General features: G+C 78.1%; 2 protein-coding genes and 1 pseudogene. All 3 read left to right on the forward strand.

Features of this window, described 5'->3' with window-relative positions; genetic code table 11:
• Positions 1-738: pseudogene (locus tag ABD211_RS27565) on the forward strand (hypothetical protein); the annotation flags it as partial.
• Between the two features lie 104 nt (positions 739-842).
• Complete coding sequence (locus tag ABD211_RS27570; RefSeq protein ID WP_344138155.1) at positions 843-2,504, forward strand: lipid II flippase MurJ; 1,662 nt, start codon at positions 843-845, stop codon at positions 2,502-2,504.
• Between the two features lie 10 nt (positions 2,505-2,514).
• The coding region (locus tag ABD211_RS27575; RefSeq protein WP_344138157.1) for a glycosyltransferase family 4 protein at positions 2,515-3,540 on the forward strand (1,026 nt) is incomplete at its 3' end.

Raw genomic sequence — 3,540 nt, forward strand, 5'->3', positions numbered from 1 at the left:
AACCACCGCGGCGAGCCGGTCAGCCTCGCGGCCGGGCCGGCGTTCGCACTGGCCGCGTCCGCGACGGCCGGCGCCGGCGCGGTCGTGGAGGGCCAGCCCCGACTGGCCGCCGCCAGCCTCGTCGCCGGCCTCGGCTCGGGCGCCGTCGGCCTGTACGACGACATCGTGGGTGCCCGCCCCCACCAGAAGGCCTACAAGGGCTTCCGCGGTCACCTCGCCGCGCTGCGCGAGGGCCGGATCTCCAGCGGCCTCGTGAAGATCGTCGGGGTGGGCGCGGCGGGTCTCGCCGCGGCCGCGCTGCTGCCCCCGACCAAGGGCCGCCGTCGCGGGCTCGGGCGGGCCGTGGACGTGGCGCTGGGCGCGGGCGTCATCGCGGGCACCGCCAACCTCTACAACCTGCTCGACCTGCGCCCCGGGCGGGCGCTCAAGGCCGGTCTCATCGTCGGCGCCCCGCTGACGGTCGCCCGGGTGCGCGGCGCGGCCGCCGGCACCGTGGGGGCCGCCGCCGGCCTGCTCCCCGACGACCTGCGGGAGCGGGTCATGCTCGGCGACAGCGGGGCCACCAGCCTCGGCGCGCTGCTCGGCGAGGCCGTCGCCGCGCGGACCGGCCGGGTGGGCCGGACCGGGCTGCTCGCCGGGCTCGTCGCGCTCACCGCCGCGAGCGAGAAGGTCAGCTTTACCAAGGTCATCGAGCGCACGCCGGTGCTGCGCGAGCTGGACGCCCTGGGTCGGCGTCCGGTGCCGGCGCAGCGCAGCGCGCCCGCCGAGGGTCCGGGCGTGGCGCCACCGGCGCCGCGCAGCGCGCCGGCCGGGGACAGCAGCCGGGACGCGGGCCTGGCTCAGTGACCCCCCGCCCCGGGCGGGCGCGGGGCATCGCCGGTGCCGCCGCACTCATCGCCGTCCTGACGGTGCTGAGCCGGGCGGCCGGGTTTGCCCGAACTGTCGTGTTTGCCGGTGTCGTCGGCAGCACGGACCTGGGCGACGTCTACCAGACGGCCAACACCATCCCCAACATCATCTTCGAGATCGTGGCCGGCGGGGCCCTCGCCGCGCTCGTCGTGCCGCTGCTGGCCGGCGCGGTGGCCGCCGGGGACCGTGAGACTGTCGCCCGTACCGCGTCGGTGCTGTTGACGTGGGTGCTCGTGCTGCTGGTGCCGCTCGCGCTCGTGGTGGCGTTGGCGGCCGGGCCGATCATCGGGCTGCTCGGCAACGACGCGAGCCCGGCGGCGCTGGCCATGGGGGAGCGGATGCTGCGCGTCTTCGCCGTGCAGCTGCCCCTCTACGGCGTGGGCATCATCTTCGCCGGGGTGCTGCAGAGCCACCGGCGGTTCGCCTGGCCCGTACTCGCGCCCCTGCTGTCCAGCGTCACCGTCATGGCCGCCTACGGCACCTTCGCGACGATGGCGACCTCGCCGGCCCGGGTCGCCGACATCGGCCGGGGACCCGAGCTCGTGCTGTCCGTCGGCACGACCATCGGCGTGGCGGTGCTCACCCTGTGCCTGGTGGTGCCGGTGCGCCGGCTGGGGCTGCGGCTACGGCCGCGCCTGCGCGTCGAGCCGGAGCTGCGCCGCCGGGCGGTCGGCCTGGCCGGCGCGGCGATGGTCACCGTCGTGGCGCAGCAGCTCGTGCTGGCGTACCTGCTGTACCTGGCCAACGGGGCGCACGTCGACGGCACGGTGGTGCTGTTCGGGCTGGCGCAGACCATGTTCCTGCTGCCCTGGGCGGTGCTGGCCGTGCCGGTGGCCACCTCGGCGTACCCGGAGCTGGCCGAGGCGGCCGCGGCCGGCGAACGGGACCGCTTCGACGCCACCCTCGCCCGGACCACCCGGGCCGTGCTGCTGCTGGCCGGGCTGGGCGCCGCGGCCCTGGTGGCGGTCGCCGCCCCCGTCGCACACCTGCTCGTCACCGTCATGGACAGTGCCGCGGACCCGGCGGGCCTGGCCGCCGCGATCGCCGCGTTCGCCCCCGGCCTGCTCGGCTACGCCCTGCTCGCCCTGCTCAGCCGGGCCCTGTACGCGGCCGGACAGGCGCGCCAGGCCGCGATCGCCACGGCGGTCGGCTGGGCGGCCACGGCCGTCGCCGCCCTGGTCCTGTCGCTGGCCCTCGAACCCGCCCACCGGGTGGCCGCGCTCGCCGCCGCGAACACCGTCGGGATGACGGTGCTCGGCGTGGCCCTGGTCACCGTCGTGGCCCGGCGGGTCGGCCGGGGCGCGCTGTCGGGCGTGGCCCGGGCCGCCCTCGCGGCGTTGATAGCGGGGACGGTCGGTGCCATATCGGGCGCCGGCGCCGCGCGGGCGGTGTCCGCATGGCTGACCCCGGGTTTCGCGACGCAGGTGGCGGCGGGCATGCTAGCGGGTGTCGTGGCGGCCGCCGGCTTCCTGCTCGTGGGGCTGCTCGTCGATCGGCGCGACCTCGGGCGCATGCTCGCGCGCGTCACGCGCCGCCTGCGGCCGGGGCGCCGCGGGCCGGTCGTCGACGAGCCGGCCGCGACCGGACAACGCTGAAAGGGGCGGGGTGGACAACGGCGGCGACGCGACTACGGCCGGCCGCGCCGTGGCGCTGGTGCTGGGCAGCAGCACGGGCGGCATCGGCAAGCACGTCGCCTCCCTCGCCGCGGGCCTGGTGGCCCGGGGCGACGCGGTCACGGTCTACTCGCCCGCCGAGACCGAGCGGCAGTTCGGCTTCGCCGCCCTCGGCGCCACCCACGTGCCGCTGGAGATCCCCGCCTCGCCCCGGCTGAGCGACGCCCGGTCGGTCGCCGTGCTGCGTCGGGGACTCAAGGAGCGGCCGGCCGAGGTGATCCACGCGCACGGGCTGCGCGCCGGCCTGATCGCCGCGCTGGCCCGCCGCAACGGCACCCCGCTCGTGGTGACCTGGCACAACGCGGTCCTCGGGCGGGGCGTGAAGGCGAAGGCCCTGGCCACCGCCGAGCGGTACGTGGCGCGCAGCGCCGACGTGAACCTGGGCGCCTCGACCGACCTGGTCGACCGGGCCCGTGAGCTCGGCGGCCGCGACGTGCGGCTCGGCCCGGTCGCCGCGCCCGTCCTGCCCGCCCCCGCGCGGACGCCCGAGGAGGTCCGCGACGAGCTCGGCGTCGGCGAGGGCCCGCTGGTGCTGTCCGTGGGCCGCCTGCACCCCCAGAAGGGGTACGACCTGCTCGTCGAGGCGGCCGCCCGGTGGCGGTCGCTGCGCCCCGCGCCGACGGTCGTGATCGCCGGTTCGGGCCCGGCGTACCGGAAGCTGGCCGCCCAGATCTCGGCCGCCCGGGCCGCCGTGGTGCTGCTCGGCCACCGCCACGACGTGGCCGACCTGCTCGCCGCCGCCGACCTGGCCGTGGTCAGCAGCGTGTGGGAGGCCCGGCAGCTGTTCGCCCAGGAGGCCCTGCTGGCCGGCGTGCCGCTCGTCGGCACGGCCGTGGGCGGCCTGCCCGAGCTGGTCGGCGAGGGCGCCGCGCTCGTGCCCCCCGGCGACGTCGACGCCCTCGACGCGGCGCTGCGCGAGGTGCTCGGCGACGAGGACCGGCGGGCCGCGCTGGGCGCG

It is taken from the genome of Luedemannella flava (assembly GCF_039528515.1).
GTDB classification, from domain to species: Bacteria; Actinomycetota; Actinomycetes; order Mycobacteriales; family Micromonosporaceae; genus Luedemannella; species Luedemannella flava.